At 66.8% G+C, this 16,357-nt stretch carries 14 protein-coding genes and 1 pseudogene; 6 read left to right on the top strand and 9 right to left on the bottom strand.

Annotation, left to right across the window (positions count from 1 at the left end; all coding sequences use genetic code 11):
* Positions 1–4: 4 nt before the first annotated feature.
* Positions 5–997: an NAD-dependent epimerase/dehydratase family protein gene (locus ACLQI9_RS08440; protein WP_442378217.1), complete on the top strand. Its 993-nt coding sequence runs from the start codon at positions 5–7 to the stop codon at positions 995–997.
* A gap of 29 nt (positions 998–1,026) precedes the next feature.
* Positions 1,027–2,394, top strand: a complete 1,368-nt coding sequence (locus ACLQI9_RS08435) for an FAD-binding oxidoreductase (RefSeq protein ID WP_442378216.1) — start codon at positions 1,027–1,029, stop codon at positions 2,392–2,394.
* 54 nt (positions 2,395–2,448) lie between these two features.
* On the opposite strand, the gene ACLQI9_RS08430 is transcribed toward ACLQI9_RS08435, so the two are convergent.
* The 3 genes from ACLQI9_RS08430 to ACLQI9_RS08420 all read right to left on the bottom strand — a co-directional run bounded on the left by ACLQI9_RS08430 (position 2,449) and on the right by ACLQI9_RS08420 (position 5,019).
* Positions 2,449–3,456: an NAD-dependent epimerase/dehydratase family protein gene (locus tag ACLQI9_RS08430; protein ID WP_442378215.1), complete on the bottom strand. Its 1,008-nt coding sequence runs from the start codon at positions 3,454–3,456 to the stop codon at positions 2,449–2,451.
* A gap of 116 nt (positions 3,457–3,572) precedes the next feature.
* On the bottom strand, positions 3,573–3,899 hold the full coding sequence (locus ACLQI9_RS08425; RefSeq protein ID WP_442378228.1) for an amidase family protein: 327 nt from the start codon (positions 3,897–3,899) through the stop codon (positions 3,573–3,575).
* The gene (locus tag ACLQI9_RS08420) at positions 3,832–5,019 is read right to left on the bottom strand and encodes an amidase family protein (RefSeq protein ID WP_442378214.1); all 1,188 of its coding nucleotides are present in this window, start codon (positions 5,017–5,019) and stop codon (positions 3,832–3,834) included. Before ACLQI9_RS08420 ends, ACLQI9_RS08425 begins: the two co-directional genes overlap by 68 nt.
* 493 nt (positions 5,020–5,512) lie before the next feature.
* Here ACLQI9_RS08420 and ACLQI9_RS08415 point away from each other — a divergent pair, with 493 nt between their 5' ends.
* Together ACLQI9_RS08415 and ACLQI9_RS08410 are read left to right on the top strand one after the other, a co-directional pair.
* Entirely contained in the window at positions 5,513–6,562 is a 1,050-nt protein-coding gene (locus ACLQI9_RS08415; RefSeq protein ID WP_442378227.1) for an ABC transporter permease, read from the top strand.
* A gap of 3 nt (positions 6,563–6,565) precedes the next feature.
* Positions 6,566–7,558 (top strand): ABC transporter ATP-binding protein, encoded by a 993-nt coding sequence (locus ACLQI9_RS08410; RefSeq protein ID WP_442378213.1) that lies wholly within the window; start codon positions 6,566–6,568, stop codon positions 7,556–7,558.
* Between the two features lie 205 nt (positions 7,559–7,763).
* Here the strand turns inward: ACLQI9_RS08410 and fadD6 are convergent, their stop codons facing one another.
* Positions 7,764–9,545 carry a long-chain-acyl-CoA synthetase FadD6 gene (fadD6, locus tag ACLQI9_RS08405; RefSeq protein ID WP_442378212.1) on the bottom strand — a complete coding sequence of 594 codons (1,782 nt, stop codon included), beginning with the start codon at positions 9,543–9,545 and terminating at the stop codon, positions 7,764–7,766.
* Between the two features lie 49 nt (positions 9,546–9,594).
* Positions 9,595–10,158 (bottom strand): TIGR00730 family Rossman fold protein, encoded by a 564-nt coding sequence (locus tag ACLQI9_RS08400; RefSeq protein ID WP_442378211.1) that lies wholly within the window; start codon positions 10,156–10,158, stop codon positions 9,595–9,597.
* Between the two features lie 105 nt (positions 10,159–10,263).
* Between ACLQI9_RS08400 and ACLQI9_RS08395 the strand changes: the two genes are divergently transcribed.
* Positions 10,264–12,540: an AAA family ATPase gene (locus ACLQI9_RS08395; protein ID WP_442378210.1), complete on the top strand. Its 2,277-nt coding sequence runs from the start codon at positions 10,264–10,266 to the stop codon at positions 12,538–12,540.
* On the opposite strand, the gene dapE is transcribed toward ACLQI9_RS08395, so the two are convergent.
* On the bottom strand, positions 12,537–13,601 hold the full coding sequence (dapE, locus tag ACLQI9_RS08390) for a succinyl-diaminopimelate desuccinylase (RefSeq protein WP_442378209.1): 1,065 nt from the start codon (positions 13,599–13,601) through the stop codon (positions 12,537–12,539). The genes ACLQI9_RS08395 and dapE overlap by 4 nt on opposite strands.
* Positions 13,602–13,704: 103 nt before the next feature.
* Between dapE and dapD the strand changes: the two genes are divergently transcribed.
* Positions 13,705–14,658, top strand: a complete 954-nt coding sequence (dapD, locus tag ACLQI9_RS08385; protein WP_442378208.1) for a 2,3,4,5-tetrahydropyridine-2,6-dicarboxylate N-succinyltransferase — start codon at positions 13,705–13,707, stop codon at positions 14,656–14,658.
* Between the two features lie 5 nt (positions 14,659–14,663).
* Here the strand turns inward: dapD and ACLQI9_RS08380 are convergent, their stop codons facing one another.
* From ACLQI9_RS08380 to ACLQI9_RS08370, 3 genes and pseudogenes are all read right to left on the bottom strand, one after another.
* A complete protein-coding gene (locus ACLQI9_RS08380; protein ID WP_442378207.1) occupies positions 14,664–14,759 on the bottom strand; it encodes a hypothetical protein in 96 nt (31 codons plus the stop codon).
* Positions 14,760–14,847: 88 nt separating this feature from the next.
* Positions 14,848–14,913 (bottom strand): annotated as a pseudogene (locus ACLQI9_RS08375) (PPE family protein, SVP subgroup); the annotation flags it as partial.
* Between the two features lie 126 nt (positions 14,914–15,039).
* Positions 15,040–16,335 (bottom strand): MFS transporter, encoded by a 1,296-nt coding sequence (locus tag ACLQI9_RS08370; protein WP_442378206.1) that lies wholly within the window; start codon positions 16,333–16,335, stop codon positions 15,040–15,042.
* Positions 16,336–16,357 lie beyond the last annotated feature (22 nt).

Genomic DNA, 16,357 nt, shown 5'->3' with positions numbered 1-16,357 from the left:
TCCCATGCCTGCACTGGTCACCGGAGGAACCGGGTTCGTCGGGTCGAACCTGGTGGCTGCCTTGATCGATCGAGGGATCAGGGTCCGGGTGCTGCAGCGCGCAACCTCATCGACGGCGGCGCTGGACGGGCTGGACTATGAGATGTGTGTCGGCGACGTGCTTGACGATGCTGACACGCTCGCTGCCATGATGGCCGACTGCGCCTGGGTCTTCCACACCGCGGCGATCTCCGACTACTGGCGATACCGCGGGCGTAAACGTCTCTACCGCACCAATGTCGAGGGGACACGCAACATGTCGGTCGCCGCCCTGCGCGCGGGTGTGCAACGGCTGGTCTTCACCAGCTCGCTCGCCGCGCTGCACGTGCGGGCACCCGGGCGAGAGCTCACCGAGGCCGACCACTTCAACATGCGTCCCCGCAGGTTCCCCTACGAGTACAGCAAGCATCTCGCCGAATGCGAGCTGCGCCGCGTGGTCGCCGCGGGCCTGCCCGCCGTGACGGTCAACCCGTCGGTCGTCATCGGGCCGCGCGACGTCAACCGCATCGCCAGCGCGATGTTCGTCTGGGCCGCGCGTGGCCGACTCCGGATCGCCGCACCCGGTGGCACCAACTTCGTGTCGGTCACCGACGTCGTGCACGGGCACATCGCGGCAGCTGAACGCGGCCGGGTCGGTGAGCGCTACATCCTGGCCGGTGAGAATCTGAGTTTCCGTGACGCTTTCGCGACGGTGTGCGACATCGTCGGTCGGCCCGGACCGTCGCTCGTCCTGCCGCGCTGGACCATACCGGTGGCGGCCGCCGCGGTGGGCGCGGCCCGCGCCGTGGTCCGCCCTCGCCTGCCCATCGACGGAAAGCAGACGCGGCTGTCATCTGCTGTTATATACGCCGACGGCTCGAAGGCCCGAGACGAGCTCGGCGTGCCCGCTACGCCGTTCCGCACGGCGGCGAAGAGCGCATACAAGTGGTATCTCGAAAACGATTACCTCCGGGGCTAGGCCACCATCCCCGAGACACGGAGACAGCGATGACACTCACGATCGACGCGGTGCCCGACTTCACCGGCGACGTGGTCCTTCCCGACAGCGCCGCCTACGACTCGGCGCGGGAGGTCTTCAACGGCCTGATCGACAAGCGGCCGAGCGTTGTACTCCGCTGCCGCTCCCGCGCCGACATCGTCGCCGCCATCCGCTACGCCGTCAGCTCCGGAGCCGAGATCGCGGTGCGTTGCAGCGGGCACAGCGTGGCAGGACACTCCTCGACCGACGGCGGTATCGTCATCGACCTCTCTTTGATGCGCGGCGTCGTTGTCGACCCCGAGCACCGAATCGCGGTCGTCGAGCCCGGTGCGACCTGGCGCGACATTGACCAGGCCACCTCCCGCTACGGACTCGCCTGCCCCGGCGGGGTGGTGTCAACGACGGGCGTCGGCGGGTTCACGCTCGGCGGCGGCGTCGGCTGGTTGTCCCGGACATACGGGTTGACCTGCGACAACCTAACCGCCGCGGAGCTGGTGCTGGCCAGCGGGGAGGTGCTTTACGTCAGCGAGTTGCAGAACCCGGAGGTGCTGTGGGGACTGCGCGGTGGCGGCGGCAACTTCGGGGTGGTCGCACACTTCGTGCTCGACCTGCACCCGGTCGACCACGTCATCGCAGGCGTGCGAGCTTACGACGACTCCGACGCCGACGCCGTACTTGAACACTTCCGCGCCCAGATGGACAACGCCGACGACCACCTCGCGTCGATTGTGGACTTCGGGACCGAGGAGAGTTCAGGACGCCGCCTGGTCACGATCCTCGGCTGCTCGACCGGATCCGATGAGGTCGGTCAGGCCGGTATCGGTGCACTGCTGGACATGGGCGGGGTTACCGCCGAACCGGTGATGGCGCTGCAGCGCAAACTCTCCTATCCCACCTGGCAGCAGGTACTCGACCACACGGCCGCATTCGGTCGGCTGAACTATTGGAAGTCGGTCTTCCTGACGGAGTTATCGGACGAGGCCATCCGACGCATCGCGCTGCTCGGACGAACTCGCCCCGCGCCGCAAACACGTCTACACGTGATCAGGCTCGGCGGCTTTTCCAGCCGGGTTCCGCCCCAGGCGACGGCCTTTTCGGCCCGCAACCATCCCTACATCGTCCATCTGATCACCACGTGGACCGACCCCGCCGACACCCAACGATGCACGTCGTGGACCAACGAAGCATACGAAACCTTGCGTCCCCTCGGCCCGGCAAGCGCGTATCTCAACTTCGTCGGCGATGAAGGGCAGGCCCGCATCCGGGCCAGCTTCGGTGAAGTCAGCTACCGGCGCCTCGCCAGGCTGAAGGCTCGCCTCGACCCGGACAACCGCTTCGCCCTCAACCAAAACATCGAACCCGCAACGCATACGTGAACCCGGACGCCGAAGCCGGCACCGATGACCCCTACCTCGCACTCTGCTGTGGCATCATGGAATCTCCCCAGACGGGATCATCCCTCGAGTGCGAAACCATATGACCGCGTTGCGGATTGCAGGCTCGATGGGTCCCACTACATAGCGCAGTTCGCGCGCCGCCTTATCGCACCGGTACCGGTAGCGGTCGGTGAACGCGTATCCGACGGACATCGAGTTCACTGTGGTTTCCCGACCGGTGACGACCTCGAACAGGTCGCCGGTCTTACCCGCGATCCATGCGACTGGATAGGGCAGCCGTCTACGCGGCGGGTCGACCCCGACCACCCGTGCCACTAGCTCCAGGTAGTCGCGATACGTCAGCTCCTGGCCGCCCAGGATGTAGCGTTCGCCGCGTTTCCCGTGCAACCAGGCGGCGATCATCCCACGCGCCACCTCGCAGACATCCGCGAAGTTGTTGTATCCCGGTGTCCAATAAGGAATTCTGCGGTTGGCGACCTCGACGATGAGACGGCCGGAACTGGGTCTGGCATCGAGCGGGCCTACCAGATAGGTGGGGTTTACGATGACTGCATCCAACTTGTCGCAGGCCCGCTGCACGAGGATTTCGCCACGCCGTTTGGTGACTGGGTAGGCCGATGCCAGCCCGGCTCTGTCCCACGCCCATGGCGTCTGCTCGTCGGCGGGTGTGCCATCGGATGTGGGTCCGATCGTGTTCGCGGTCGAGGTATGGACGACCCGCGGCGTACTGACGGCAATCGCGGCTTCGACGACAGCTCGCGTCGCATCAACGTTGACGGCCGAGATCGCAGGTGTGATCGTTCGCTTGGTCGAAACGCATGCAGCGCAATGGAAGACAACGTCGGCGTCGGCGAACACATTGCAGAGTTCTGCTACCGAACCGAGGTCAGCGCATACCCACTTGATCGGGAGGTCGGCCAGCGAACTCGTATCGGTGCTCGGGCGTCGCGTCGCGGTCACGGTGTGCCCCTGCGCGATCAGTTCGGCGGCCAGGTTGGCCCCCAGCAGCCCGCTTGCTCCGGTTACCACGGCGTGTGCCATCGGGTTTTCCGTTCAAAAGAGCATTGCAGTAGTGGATGTCGGCTGCCGCATCCAGCTGTCGACCCAGTTCGGTGGCACAGTCCGGAAGTACGCCATCGTCGACGCCGCATGACCCATTACAGGTCAACCCGAAGCTGGTGTGCGATGCGGCGCGGCCGGTGGTGGGCCCACGGGCGCGCTGATTCCAGTTGCGCCGCAAGCGAAATGAGTGTGGACGCATCGTGGGGTCGCCCGACCAGATGGACTGCCTCGGGCAGGCCGTCGGCCGAGATCCCGGCCGGAATCGACATGGCTGGCTGGCCACTGTAATTCTGCGGGAAGGTGAACGGGATGAACTTCAACAGCCGCAACATGGCCCGGGTTGGCCCTAATCCTTCAAAATATCCGATACGCACTGGCGATATCGCCAGCACCGGTGTCATCAGCACGTCGCAGTCGGCGATTGGACGCAGCGAGCGCTCGGTGAGGCGGCCCTCGGCGGCCAGCGCGGCGAGCCAGCCAGTCGGGGATCAGCCGGCTGGTACGCGCCTCGGCTCGCATGCGACGCTCCAGCAGCTCGGGTGTTGGCAGCCGGTCGATTTCATGGGCGAAACCATTCATGAATAAGGCGAGCACGGCGGCGATCCCGGCCGGCGGATAGACCGGGTCACGCTCTACGACCTCGTGGCCGAGCGAGCAGAGCAACTCGGCAGTCTCCACCACCGGGCGGCGCACCTCCTCGCTGACCGGCACGGAAACCACCGGCTTGAACGACATCGCGATCCGCAGACGACCCGGCGCCCGCGACACCGCGTTTATTAATGGCGGTGCCGGCGGGGGTGAGGGGATCTCGTCGTTCGGCTCGGCGCCGGTCATCGCGTCGTGTAACAGCGCCACGTCGGCGACGCTGCGAGCCAGCGGCCCGATGTGATTCAGCCCGTGGAACCGGTAGGCCCGCTCGGGTGCCTGCTTGGTGCTGATGCGCCCACGTTGACCCTTCAGACCCACCAGCCCGCAGCAGGCGGCCGGGATGCGAACCGACCCGCCGCTATCGCTGCCCGTCGCCCCGGGCACCATCCCGGCGGCCACCGCGGCGGCCGAACCGCCACTGGAACCCCCGGATGTGCGGTACAGGTCCCACGGATTGCGGGTAACCCCCCAGGTCGCCGACTCGGCCACCGGGTAGCCACCGAACTCGGACAAATGCGTCTTGCCGATGATCACCGCCCCGGCCGCCCGAAGGCGTCGCACAGCGGCGCTGTCGGTGCTCGCCGGACCCATATCGATCGCGGTGCCGCACATCGACGAAACCCCCGCCACATCGGTGTCGTCTTTGATCGCGATCGGCACGCCCGCCAGCGGCAACACCTCACCGGCGGCCAGTCGCCGCTCGACCTGCGCCGCTTCTGCCATCGCCTGCTCGGCCAGCACGACGCGAAACGCGTTCAACAACGGGTCCAGTCGGGCGATCCGCTCCAGATAGAGCGCCACCAGCTCATGCGGTGAAACCTGACGATCGCGCACCAGCTGCGCCTGGCGCGCCACCCCGGTAAAAACCAGACCCCCATCATCAGCGGTGGTCATCGTGTCTTCCTTCACCCCCACCCCTGACCGAGTGTATGCACACGTTCGCCGACGCTGCCAAGCACCACTGCGCGACGGTACCGTAGCCGTCCGGGCACACTTAACCGTTACTTCGGCGAATCATGGCCAACCGCAAAGACAATCAGCCCAATAACGCCTGCGGCATCACCACGGGCTGAATCTGATTGGCGCCCTGGTAGGTCTGGTATCGACAAGTTCGCGACATCGCGCTGCACGACTTCGGGCTCTTGGTCGCAGCAGTTGCTCTGGTGTGGGCTTGGCGCGGCCTTCGGTCGCCCAAGATCATCTGCGTATCACGAAGGCAGCGACGCCAAATGACCACACTCAACCACCGGAATCACCACGTGACCCCGCCTTCCGTGCTACAAAGAATTGAATACCCGATCCCAGATCTCGCCGCCGCCGAACAGGCGGCGGCGTTCCTTCGAATGCTGAGTACATCGGTGAACTGCGAGAGCCGGCGCGCATGCGAATGTTGATCACCGCGTTGCGGGACCTGCAGTGGCGGCGGCGACGCTTCATCACCGCGGCCATCGGCACCGGAATGGTATTCGCGCTGACCTTCATCATCACCGGGCTGACGCACGGTTTTCGTGTCGAGGCCCAGCATGTGGTCGACTCGCTGGGCATTGACACCTACATCATCGCGGCGGGCGCAGTAGGTCCGTTCATGGGCTCGTCGAGGTTCCCGGAGGCAGAAACAGGGGTGATCGCCCGGCTCCCGGGCGTCGAATCGGCGATCCCGGTGGTCTACGGCAACACGATCCTGCAAGATCGTCGCTCGCCGCAAAACGTGAACGTGTACGGAGTGCCCGAACGCGGATCCGGGATGCCGCCGATCGCAGCGGGGCGCGCACCGTCGAAGCCCGGCGAGGTTGCCATGTCGACCACCCTGGGGCGATCCATTGGCGACGAAGTCGAGATCGGTGCGAACATGCTGCGGATCGTCGGGCTCGTCGGCAAATCCACTACGCTCGCGGGCCAAGCCAACGCGTTCCTTACCGTCGCGGGGGCGCAGCGGTTGATGTTTTCCGGCCAGCCGGTGATTTCCGCCATCGGCTTGCGCGGCACACCCGCCCAGGTACCCAACGGCTACCGCATCGTGGATCGCCACGCTGCGGTGGATGACATGGTGCGCCCGCTGCAGGGGGCCCGCCTGGCGATGTCGTACATGGCGATTCTGCTGTGGGCAGTGGCGGGCCTGATCGTGGGATCGCTGATCTATCTCTCTGCGTTGGAGCGCACCCGCGACTTTGCGGTGTTCAAAGCTCTCGGCGCCACTACTCAGTCGGTGCTCGCCGGGCTAGCGCTACAGGCGGTGCTCGTCGCGTTGGTCGCCTCGGTGCTCGGTGGGCTGCTCGCGGTGGTGCTCGGTCCGCTGTTTCCGATGCTCGTGGTGGTGACCACCTCGGCGTTCCTGTCGTTGGTCGTGACGGCGGTGGTGATCGGTCTGTTGGCGAGCTTGGCAGGCCTGCGCCACGCGGTGGCTGTCGACCCGGCGCTGGCGTTTGGAGGTCCATAAGTCGTGGGTGATCTCCGCATCAAAGATCTCGTCGTCGAGTACTCCGACGGCGGCGACGCGATCCGCCCGATCGACGGTCTGGATCTGAAGATCACGGCTGGATCGCTGGTGATCGTGTTGGGCCCCAGTGGATGTGGAAAGACGACGTTGTTGTCGTGCCTGGGCGGCATCCTCAGCCCGACTAGCGGTTGCATCGAATTCGGCGATGTCGAGGTAACCGCGCTAGACCGCCGCGAGCTGATCGCCTACCGACGCCACACCGTAGGCATCGTCTTTCAGATGTTCAATCTGGTGCCAAGTCTCACCGCGCTCGAGAACGTGATGGTGCCGATGTGGATTGCTGGGTGGTCGCAACGGGTGGCGCGCGAACGCGCCCACGAATTGCTGACACGCGTCGGACTGCAGGACCGCATGACACACCGGCCGGGTGACCTAAGCGGCGGTCAGCAACAACGGGTGGCGTTTGCCCGCGCGATCGCCTTGGATCCAAGGCTGATATTGGCCGACGAACCCACGGCACACTTGGACTTTGTCCAGGTGGAAGAGGTGCTGCGGCTACTCCGGGAATTGGCGACAGGTGAGCGCATCGTCGTGGTAGCGACCCACGACACCCGGATCCTGGCACTTGCTGACCGCGTCGTCGCGCTCGTGCCGCCTTTCACCTCCACCGACCGAGAGCCGGAAACCGTCCGTCTCACACCCGGCTCCGTACTGTTTGAACAGGGCAGCATTGGAGACTTGATCTACATCGTCTCCGAAGGCGAACTGGAAATCGTGCGTGAACCCGCAGGCGGAGGCGAAGAACTCCTCAAGGTCGCCACCCCCGGCGACTACTTCGGCGAGATCGGACCGTTGTTCCGCATGCCCCGCTCGGCCACCGTGCGCGCCCGCACCGATGCAACAGTGGTTGGCTACACCGTGGAGGCATTCCGCGAGCGACTCGGGACGTCCACCGAGCCTCATCTCATCGAGCACCACGAGATCGACATAAAGTAGGAAACGCCGAGGACCACCACCTCGATCTCGGGATGCACCGCTAGACGAAGCCGCGCCGATGTTACTAGTCGCGATGGTCGCCGGAGTCAGCCCGGGTATCGGTGCAGCTAATGCAGTGATGCTTACCGGGGCCGGGTATCGGGTCGTCGTTAACCATCGCGCCGGTGCCTCCCCGGCGGACGAGATGGTCGCGCCCTGGCCTGCACTAGCCCTGTGGTCGCTTGCCGGCCGCGACCTCGTCCGGATATGCGTCGTAGAACGGCACATATCCCTCGTCGCGGCCGGCCAACACATACAGCGGGTCCTCGATGTCAGGGCCGTAAGCCTCGTCGCGCAGAGCCACCTTGCGGCTCTTGAACGTGGTGGTGTGCTCCATCGCTTCGACCACCCGCAGGAACAGCGGCAGCGCATACGTCGGCAGCTGGTCGTAGACGGTGTGGGCGAGTGCTTTCCCGTCGAACTCGGCGCCGTCGCGCAGCTTGACCGCGGCCATTCCGGCGCGCCCGCCGGTGCGCGGAATCTCCACGCCGAAGACAGTGCACTCCTCGACGGATTTGTCGGACCCCAGCGCGCGTTCCACCTCTGTGGTGGCGACGTTCTCGCCCTTCCAGCGGAAGGTGTCGCCGAGTCGGTCGACGAAGGCGGCGTGGCCCATGCCCTGCGGGCTCATCACGTCACCGGTATTGAACCAGCAGTCGCCCTCACGAAAAGCGTTGCGCACCAACTTCTTTTCGCTCGCGGTCGGATCAGTGTAACCGTCAAACGGTTGCAGCCGGTTGACCGGGCTGAGCAGCAGACCGGGCTCACCCGAGGGCACCCGTCGCACCCGGCCATCCTCGCCGCGCAGCGGCGCGCCGGTGTCGGGGTCGTACTCCACGTATGCCAACGGCATCGGCGCAACGCCGGTCGACTTAGGCACATTGAAGATGTTGATGAACGCGACGTTGCCCTCGCTGGCCGCGTAGAACTCGCAGACCCGCGCGATGCCGAACCGCGTGGTGAATTCGTCCCAGATCTCCGGGCGCAACCCGTTGCCGGCGATCAGTCGCACTTTGTGGGCGCGGTCGGTCGGCTTGGGGGGTTGGTTCAGCAGATACCGGCAGATCTCACCGATGTAGATGAACGCCGTGGCCCGGCTGGCGATCACTTCGTCCCAGAACTTCGATGCCGAAAACGACTTGCCCAGCGCCAGCGTCGATCCCGAGTTGATCACCGATCCGACCGCGACCGTCAGCGCGTTGTTGTGATACAGCGGCAGACAGCTGTACAACGTGTCGGAACCCTTCAGCCGCAAACCCAGCCCGCCGAACGCCCCCAACGCGGCAAGCCACCGACGATGGGTCATCACGCTGGCCTTGGGGTGCCCGGTGGTGCCGGACGTGAAGATGTAGAACGCGGTGTCTTTGGCCAGCACCGCCGACGCCGACGCGGGGTTGGTCGTGGGCGCGGTGGCGGCGAGGCGCTCCACCTCCTCGATCGTCGTCGGCGCGACGCCGGGCGCGCCGCACTCGTCCACCGTCTCAACCAAGTCGGATTCAACGACCAGCACTTTGGCGTCCAGCAGCCCCAGGCTGTACGCGAGAACCTCGCCGCGCTGGTGGTAGTTGAGCATCCCGGCGACCGCGCCGCATTTGACCGCGGCCAGCATCATCAGCACCGCATTGGGCGAGTTGCGCAGCATGACCCCGACCACGTCGCCACGACCGACACCACGCGCTGCCAGCACCGCGGCATAGCGGTTGGCGGTCGCGTTGGCCTCGCGGTAGGTCAGTTGCTGCTCGCCGAACCGGATGAACACCCGGTCGCCGAACCGGGCGGCGCGTTCCTGGAACACTTTGCCGATCGACGTCTTGGAGGTCGGCCGGGCCAGCAGCCCGGTGAGCACCCCGCGGATCATCACCGGAGCGTCAGTCAACAAGCCGGGCACCCGGGTCGCGATATCGATCAGCCCGACCGACGTGCGGGCCCCGGAGTCGTGTTCGGACACTGTTATCCCTCGATTCGCGCGACGACAGATGGCGGCCAGCCTAACCCGCTCAGCGGGGTGTGCAGGCCGCCAGTGCCGCGCTCACCTCGTCGACTACCATCAGCCGGTCCAGCGCGGCTTGCGACACATAACCGCTGTCGACCAGTCCGTGCAGCCACGCCCGTAACCCATCGAAATGTCCGGCCGGGTCCAGCATCACCACCGGTTTGTTGTGCATACCGAGATACCCGCCGGTCCAGGCCTCAAACAGCTCCTCCAGCGTGCCGATGCCGCCCGGCAGCGCAATGAACGCATCGGCGCGGTCCTCCATGATCTGTTTGCGCTCCCGCATGGTGTCGGTGACGATCAGCTCGTCGGCATCGGTGTCGGCGACTTCGCGACGTACCAGCATCTTGGGGATGACGCCGACCGTCCAGGCGCCGCGGGCCCGTGCGGCGGTGGCCAACGCGCCCATCGCGGAGACGTTGCCGCCGCCCCAGACCAGAGTCCAGCCCCGGTCGGCGATCGCTTCGCCGAGTTCGGCGGCCAACGCCAACAACTCGGGGTGAGTGGGACCGGACGCGCAGTACACACAGACCGCCCACGCCTGCGGTGCATCGCGTTTGGATTGCACAGTCGAAACCCTAATAGACCTAGTAGACGTAGTAGACCGCCTTGCCGCCGAGTGCATTTGGGCCTATTCGCATGCCGCTAGGGGTGCGCGCCATAAAATCCGGCGGTGCCGACTGCTTGGGTTACCGCGCCGGCGGAAGCCGTCCTGCAACCGATCGCGGCCACCTTGGACGACCCCCAGAGGTCCGGGGTGGTGCTGGTCGGCGCCGACGGCGCCGGCAAGACGCTGCTTGCGGGCAGTGCCGCCGAAAGTTTCGCCGCGGCTAAGCCGTCGATTGTCATGCGCCGGGTGGTGGGCACTGCGACCGGCCGGATCGTGCCGTTCGGCGCGTTCCGCGCCCTGCTCGACATCAACGAGACCGGCAGGCCCGCCGAGCTGCTGCGGGCCGCGCACGAATCGCTGACCGCTGACGGCGGCGAGCTGCTATTCGTGATCGACGACGCACACCATCTCGACCACCTGTCGGCCACGCTGGTGTACCAACTGGCGCTGAGTCGCTCGGCGCGAATGGTCGTCACGGTCCGTGCCGACACCGAGCTGCCCGACGCGGTCGCAGCACTGTCGGCCGATGAGCTGCTGACCGTGGTCGAGGTCGAGCCGCTAGATGAGCCGGCGACCGCCGCACTGCTGGAATCGGCCCTGGGCGCGCCGCCGGATGCCGCGGTCACCGACGAGGTGTTTCATCGCAGTCAGGGCAACCCGCTGTACCTGCGGCATCTCGTCGGCGACGGTGGCCTGGTTCAGGTCGACGGCGGCTGGCGCTGCCGCGACGAGAACCGTGTGTCACTCCCGGCCCTGATCGATGGCTATCTGTCCGGTCTGCCGACGCCGGTCCGCACCGTGCTGGATTATCTCGCGGCCGCAGAACCACTGCACCGCGGCGACCTGGCGGCGCTGGCCGGCGAGCCTGCCGTCGAGGAAGCGGAAACCGTCGGCGCGATCGCTTGCGATGAGCGGGAAATGGTGTATGCGGGCCATCCGCTCTACACCGACCGCGTCCGCGCGGCGCTGGCACCGGCCACCGCACGGGCGCTACGAACATCGCTGGTCGAACAGCTGGCGGCTAGACCATCCGGCCACATCGGCGACCAGCTGCGTCTATCGGCGCTGACCGTGGACAGCGACACTCCCGGCGCAGTCGCCGACGTCGTGACCGCGGCCCAACACGCGCTCCGGCTGGGTGAGTTGGAGCTCGCCGAACAGCTCGCCCGGGCGGCTCTGGACCGGTCGGGAGGACTGGCCGCGCGGCTTCCGTTGGCGCACGCGCTGGCCTGGCAGGGCCGTGGGCGAGAAGCCGGCGCGGTGCTGGAGGCGGTGGACCCCGCGCAGTTGTCGCAGTCCAAGCTGATCGAGTGGGCACTGCCGCGAGCCGCCAACCAGTTCTGGATGCTCAGCGAGCCGGAGCGGGCCACTGCGTTTCTGCAGACAACGCGGAACCGGATCTCGGCGCCGACGGCGTTGGCGACCCTCGACGCGCTCGCGGCGACCTTTGCGATGAACGCGGGCACTCCGCTGCGTGCGTTGCGGATCGCAGGCGAGGTGTTGGCGTCGCCGCACGCCGACGGGGTGGCCGTGGGATGGGCAGCGTCGGCGGCGGCGCTGAGCTCAGCGCGCACCGGCCGGTTCGACGACGTCGAGGCGTTGGCCGGGCGTGCGATGGCCGCCGACCATCCCGGTTTGCTCCGATTCACCAGCGGCTTCGGCCGGATCACCACCCTGCTGATGGCCGGGCGGCTCGACGAAGCCCGCGCATTGGCGCAGCGCTACACCGACTTCGCCGAGCTGCAGCAGCCGGGCCGGGCGATCGGCGAGACGTTGGTGGGCTACGTGGCAATCGCCCAGGGTGATTTCGACACCGCCGTCAAGCTGCTGAGCCGCGCCGCCGATCCGTTGGCGCGGACCGGCTATTCATGGGGTCCGCTGTCATTGACGCTGCTTGCTCAGGCGCTCGCCCAGCAAGGTGAACACCTCGAGGCCGCCAAGGTCTTCAGCCGGGCCGAGTCTCGACACGGCCTGAAATCGACGCTGTTCGCTCCGGAGTTGGCGCTGGCCAGGGCTTGGTCGAGAGCAGCTCGCGGCGACTCGACCGGCGCGATCGAAGCCGCCCGTCAGGCCGTGCAGGCCGCAGAACGCGGCGGGCAGTCCGCGATCGCACTGCGCGCGCTGCAGGACGCGACGCGGCTCGGCGACACCCGTGCCGTGCAGCGGGCCGAACGCCTGTCGATCGAGGTTAACTGCGTGCTCGGCAGGCTTACGCTGGCGCACGCCCGCGCGCTGGCCGACGGCGATGCCGCAGCGCTGGCCGACGTGGCCGCCGACTTAGCGGATCGGGGAATGCATCCTGCGGCCGCCGACGCGTCGGCACAGGCGCAGCGCGCTTAGCTACTCAGATAACTCCGCAGCATGGCCACCGCCGCGGTGATCTGGTCGACCGCCACCCGCTCGTCGCGGGTATGCGCCAAGTTGGGATCTCCCGGTCCGTAGTTGACCGCCGGAATGCCTCTGGCGGCGAACCGGGACACGTCGGTCCAGCCGTATTTTGCCCGCACCTGCCCGTTGGCCGCCTCGACCAAGGCCTTGGCGGCAGGCTTGGACAGCCCGGGCAGCGCCCCGGCGGCAAGGTCGGTCTGCTCGATCCGCACGTCGAGGCGAGCGAAAACCTCGTGGACATGGCGCAGCGCGGCCTCCGGCGAGCGGTCGGGCGCGAAGCGGAAGTTCACCGTCACCGACGCCGCATCGGGGATGACGTTGCCGGCAACGCCGCCGTCGATACGCACCGCCGACAGTCCTTCGCGGTAGGTGCAGCCGTCGATCTCGACACTGCGGACCTGATAACCCGCCAGCCGGTCCAGCACGGCACCAAGTTTGTGAATGGCGTTGTCGCCCAACCACGATCGCGCCGAATGCGCGCGGGTTCCGGTCGCGTGGACGACGATCCGCAGCGTGCCCTGACAACCTGCCTCGATGTAGCCGCCGGTTGGCTCACCCAGGATCGCCACGTCGGCCGACAGCCAGTCGGGTAACTCACGTTCGATGCGCCCCAAACCGTTTGCCGCGGATTCGATTTCCTCGCAGTCGTAAAACACCAGCGTCAGGTCGTGCGTGGGTGCTGTGATAGTGGCGGCCAGATGAAGGAAGACCGCGTCACCGGACTTCATGTCGGTGGTGCCGCAGCCGTGCAGCGAATCGCCGTCTCGGTGGCTCGGCAGGTTGCCGGCGACCGGAACGGTGTCGAGATGCCCGGCCAGCAGCACCCGAGTCGGCCGACCGAGCGCTGTGCGCGCCAGCACGGCATTGCCGTTGCGGATGATCTCGAAGCCGGACGTCTGCGCCCGCAGCGCGGCTTCCACCTCGTCGGCAATGCGCTTTTCCTGCCGCGACTCGCTGGGGATGTCGACCAGAGCTGCGGTCAGCTCGATCGGGTCGCCGCGTAGGTCCAGCACGAACCCAGCCTAGTGGGCGACCTCTACGGCCGAGCAGACGTAAAAGCTCCTTTCACACCGGCGTGTTGGGGGCCTTTACGTCTGCTCGGCTCGGGAAAGTAGCGTGGGGCACGTGACTGCAGCTTCAGGTATTGGTGTGGCGACGTTGGCCGGCAACGGGTCGGTCCTCGACACCTGGTTCCCCGCACCGGAACTGATCGAATCGGGCGACAGCGGCACGGTGCGGCTATCGGTGGCCGAGGTCCCCGGCGAGTTGGCGGCGCTGGCCGGACGCGACGACGACCGTGACACTGAGACCGTCGTGGTGCGCACCGTGATCGGTTCGCTGGACGACAAGGCCGTCGACGCCTACGACGCCTACCTGCGACTGCATTTGCTCTCGCATCGACTGGTCGCGCCGCACGGATTGAACGCCGACGGCTTGTTCGGGGTGCTGACCAATGTGGTGTGGACCAGCCACGGGCCCTGCGCGGTCGAGGGTTTCGAGATCGTGCGGGCGCGACTGCGCCGCCGCGGCCCGGTCGCGGTGTACGGCGTGGACAAGTTTCCCCGCATGGTCGATTACGTGGTGCCGACCGGCGTGCGCATCGCCGACGCCGACCGGGTGCGGCTGGGCGCGCATCTGGCGTCGGGAACGACGGTGATGCACGAGGGCTTCGTGAACTTCAACGCAGGCACATTGGGCGCCTCGATGGTGGAGGGCCGGATCTCGGCGGGCGTGGTGGTCGGCGATGGCTCCGACATCGGCGGCGGCGCATCGATCATGGGAACGCTGTCCGGCGGTGGCGCCGAGGTGATCTCGGTCGGCAAGCACTGCCTGCTCGGCGCCAACGCCGGACTGGGGATTTCACTGGGTGACGACTGCGTCATCGAAGCCGGCCTGTATGTCACCGCGGGCACCAAAGTCGCTCTGCCCGAAGGCAATTCGGTCAAGGCCCGTGAGCTCTCCGGCAGCAGCAACATGCTGTTCCGCCGCAACTCGGTGACCGGCGCGGTCGAGGTGGTGTCCCGCGACGGTCGCGGCATCGCGCTCAACGAAGACCTGCACGCCAACTAGGCGCGTCAGACGAGCAATTTCGTGGGCATCGCGGTTGGCTTGACGCCGTAGCGCGGGCCCATGCCGTAACCCCCGCGACCGGCGGAGGCGTACGCCGGCATGCCGGCCGCCAGGGCTACTCATGCCGCCGCCTTCTTCGGCGGGGGCAGTCCACCCCGAGCCCGCCAGCGGCGAAGCAGCGACCGGCTCGGCGGGCGTGGCCGCGGACAAACTGGCCGGCACCGATAACTTGCCGACCGAGGACGCTTCGCCCATTCCCGCCAAGACCGGCGCCCCACCGACGCTCGCAGCACTCACCGAGGAACCAGCTGGCCAGCCCGCGATACCGAGACCGCCGAAGCACGCCGACTGAGCTATCGGCTGCCTCCGGACACCTCAACCTTAGGAAGACATCTCTGCTACACCGGCACCCAGAGTGGATTGCAGCGCTGTTCCCTTGGTTTCGGGGAGCAGGTAGGTGCACACCAGGCTGGCCGCAGCGAGGATGGCCAGCATCGGACCGACCGCCCAGCTGCCGTAGGTTGCCTGCAATGTTCCGGCGATCAACGGCGGCAACGCGCCGCCGACGAGGCCGGCGAGGTTGACCGCTAACGCCGATCCGCTGTAGCGGTAACGGGTGGCGAACAGCTCGGGGATGAATGCGCCGGTAGGTCCGGAGCCGATCGCGGCGATCGCGGACATGCCGACGATGGCGATTGCGTACAGAACGGGCTGGCGGGTGTCCATCAACGGCATCACCGCAAGCGCCCATGGCACACATCCCGACCAGCCCAGCAACATCATGCGGCGACGCCCAACTCGATCGGACAGACTGGCCGATAGCACGACGGACGCGATGCTTGCCAGCCCGCCCAGCGCGCCGACGGCCCAGATGAAGCTCCGGGTGTAGCCGAGATGGAAATGGGCGTACACGGTCAGGTAGGTGTTTCCCATGTAGGCGAAGCAGAAGCCGCCCACGATGCTGCCCCCGGCCAACAGGATCTCCCGGCGCTGCAAGCGCAGCAACTCCGCGATCGGCGCGGTGGGAACCAGGTTTCGGGCCTTTTCCGCGGCGAACACCGGAGTTTCGTCGATCCTGAGCCGCACATACAGGGCAATACCGATCAGGCCGGCGCTGATCAGGAACGGTATGCGCCATCCCCACTGCATGAAGGCGGGGCTCTCTTCACCGATGCTGACGTTCACGGCTAAAAACGTCAGGCCGCTGAGGACCGCCGCGGTGCCGCCGCCGAGCAGGGTGAACATGCCATAACGGCCACGTCTGCCGGCTGGCGCGTGCTCGGCGCTCAGCAACGCCGACCCTGCCCATTCGCCGCCGACGGCGAACCCTTGCAGCAGCCGCAGCGCAATCAGGATCATTGGGGCGGCGGTACCGATGGACGCCGTGCTGGGAACCGCGCCGACGGTCACGGTGGCGACGGCCATGATCAGCAGCGTGGCGATCAGGGTTTTTTTGCGGCCCAGCCGATCCCCGAAGTAGCCAAAGGTGGCGGCACCGATCGGCCGAGACAGAAACGCACTGGCAAATGTGGCCATCGAGGCGATCGTGGCCAATGTGGGACTGAGGTGCGGGAAGAACACGGTGGGAAACACCAGCGCCGCCGCGGTGCCGTAGATCAGGAAGTCGTAAAACTCGATTGCCGAGCCGACCAGACACGCAGCAGCCACCCGTCGCATCGGTGTTTGGCTGCGTCGGTGC

The organism is Mycobacterium sp., assembly GCF_052143115.1.
GTDB lineage: Bacteria > Actinomycetota > Actinomycetes > Mycobacteriales > Mycobacteriaceae > Mycobacterium.
The sequence above is the reverse complement of the archived record's forward strand: the minus strand, read 5'-3'. Positions and strand labels throughout refer to the sequence as shown.